Consider the following 2516-nt stretch of genomic DNA (forward strand, 5'->3'; position numbering starts at 1 on the left):
AGCGCCAGCTCTACACCGGATACTTGCCAGGGACTCTTGATTCCCAGTATCTGGGCATATAGGTCTTTGTCTCTCATAGGGGATTACGATAATCTACCCACTCCATTTGGGGAAGAGCCCATTAATGATTTCGACGGGCTGGTAGTAGCTTCCACACACGGTTCCCCCTGGCGCTACGATACCTTCGTGCCTGTGATGTTTGCAGGCAACGGCCTGTCTGCGAAGCAAATCAGCCGTGCGGTCACGCCTTATGATATTGCGGTGACGCTGGCAGCTTATCTGGGTGTGAAAGCACCATCCGGCTCGATTGGCAATCAGTTGCCGGAAGTCATGCTCAACAGCAGGTAAGCGACCTGAAGATCGATATTGCACGCAAGAAAAAGCCCCCTGCATGCAGGGGGCTTTTCTCTGGTGCCGGAATCAGTCAGCGGTTGAGCCGGTTCTCGATAAGGTGATCCACTACGGACGGATCGGCGAGGGTAGAGGTATCGCCCAGGTTGTCCAGCTCGTTCGCGGCGATCTTGCGCAGGATGCGGCGCATGATCTTGCCGGAGCGCGTCTTGGGCAGACCCGGCGCCCACTGGATCAGGTTGACCTTGGCAATGGGGCCGATTTCCTTTCTCACCAGCTGGACGAGTTCATCCTTCAGCTCATCCTTGTACTCTTCGCCACTCATCAGTGTCACATAGGCGTAGATGCCCTGGCCGGTGATGGGGTGGGGATAGCCCACCACGGCTGCTTCCGCCACCTTGGGGTGCAATACCAGGGCGGATTCTATTTCGGCGGTACCCAGGCGGTGTCCCGAGACGTTCAGAACATCGTCTACCCGCCCGGTGATCCAGTAGTAGCCGTCGTCATCACGGCGTGCGCCGTCACCGGTGAAATAGTAACCGGGATACATCTGGAAATAGGTCTCATAGAAGCGTTTGTGGTCCCCGTAGAGGGTGCGCATCATGGAAGGCCAGGGCGCCTTGATGGCGAGGTTGCCGGAAGCCGGATTGCCGTTGATTTCCTTGCCTTCATCATCCAGCAGTACCGGCTGTACGCCGAAGAACGGGAAGGTGGCCGAACCGGGTTTCAGCGGGGTTGCCCCAGGCAGGGGGGTGAGCATGTGTGCACCGGTCTCGGTCTGCCACCAGGTGTCCACGATGGGGTAGCGCTCGTCACCGATCACGCGGTAGTACCATTCCCAGGCCTCGGGATTGATGGGTTCGCCTACGGTGCCCAGCAGGCGCAGACTCTTGCGTGAGGTTTCCTTGACTAGGTCTTCACCACAGGCCATGAGTGCGCGAATGGCTGTCGGTGCCGTATAGAAACTGGCGACCTGGTGCTTGTCACAGACCTGCCAGAAGCGGTTGGCGCTGGGATAGGTGGGGATGCCTTCGAACATCAGGCTGGTGGCGCCGTTGGTCAGAGGGCCGTAAACGATATAACTGTGGCCGGTGACCCAGCCGATGTCGGCGGTGCACCAGTAGACTTCACTGTCCTTGTAGTCGAATACCAGCTTGTGGGTCATGGCTGCCTGAAGCAGATAGCCTCCGGTGGTGTGCAGCACGCCCTTGGGTTTGCCGGTCGAGCCGGAGGTGTAGAGGATGAACAGGGGGTCTTCGGCATCCATCTGTTCGGGCTCGCACACAGGGTCTGCATCGGCCATGGCTTCGTGATACCAGACATCACGGTCATCGGTCCATTCCACTGGATCGCCACCGCGTTTTACCACTATCGATGTATGAACGTTAGGACAGCCTTCCAGGGCTTTGTCGGCGTTGACTTTCAGGGGCAGACGCTTGCCGCCGCGGATGGACTGATCGGCGGTGATCAGTACCTGACAGTCCGAGTCGAGGATGCGGTCTTTCAGCGCATCAGGGGAGAATGCGCTGAACACGATGGAATGTACTGCGCCGATGCGGGTACAGGCCAGCATGGCCACCACGGCTTCGGGAATCATGGGCATGTAGATGGAAACCCGGTCGCCTTTCTTTACGCCGCGGCTCTTGAGAACATTGGCGAACTTGTTGACGTCTGCATGCAGTTCCCTGTAGCTGATTTTCTTGTCTTCGTTCGGATCATCGCCTTCCCACAGGATGGCGGTCTGGTCGCCGCGGGTGTTCAGGTGGCGGTCCAGGCAGTTGTACGATACGTTCAGCTTTCCGCCCTTGAACCATTCGATGTGCAGGTCTTCTTCCATGAAGCTCCAGTCGAGTACCTTGTCCCAGCCCTTGAACCAATGCAGGTAGTTCATGGCCTGCTCGCCCCAGTATCCTTCCGGATCTTCGACAGAGCGCTTGTAATCTTTTTCGTATTCTTCGGCGGTGATGTTTGCCTGAGCGGCAAAGTCTTCCGGAACAGGGTAGATGATATCTTCTGACATGATAATCTCCGTGGTTTGGTTAGCTTCTAGAGTTTAGCAGGCTGTTGAAAAACACCCAAATCTGAGAAAATATCACTAAGAATTGAACGAGAAGCAAAAGTACCATGCGTGGTCCCGATATTCATCAAGATACGTTATTCAGCAC

Annotated in this window: 1 protein-coding gene and 1 pseudogene; one reads left to right on the forward strand and one right to left on the reverse strand. The window is 56.6% G+C overall.

Annotated features, from left to right (window positions below; all coding sequences use genetic code 11):
* Positions 1-348 (forward strand): annotated as a pseudogene (locus tag ACOCD2_RS16655) (hypothetical protein); the annotation flags it as partial.
* Between the two features lie 76 nt (positions 349-424).
* On the opposite strand, the gene acs reads toward ACOCD2_RS16655, so the two are convergent.
* The gene (gene acs / locus ACOCD2_RS16660) at positions 425-2371 is read right to left on the reverse strand and encodes an acetate--CoA ligase (RefSeq protein WP_293649697.1); all 1947 of its coding nucleotides are present in this window, start codon (positions 2369-2371) and stop codon (positions 425-427) included.
* Positions 2372-2516: the final 145 nt, after the last annotated feature.

Origin of the sequence: Thiolapillus sp. (assembly GCF_048562965.1) — a bacterium.
Taxonomy (GTDB): domain Bacteria; phylum Pseudomonadota; class Gammaproteobacteria; order Chromatiales; family Chromatiaceae; genus Thiolapillus; species Thiolapillus brandeum_A.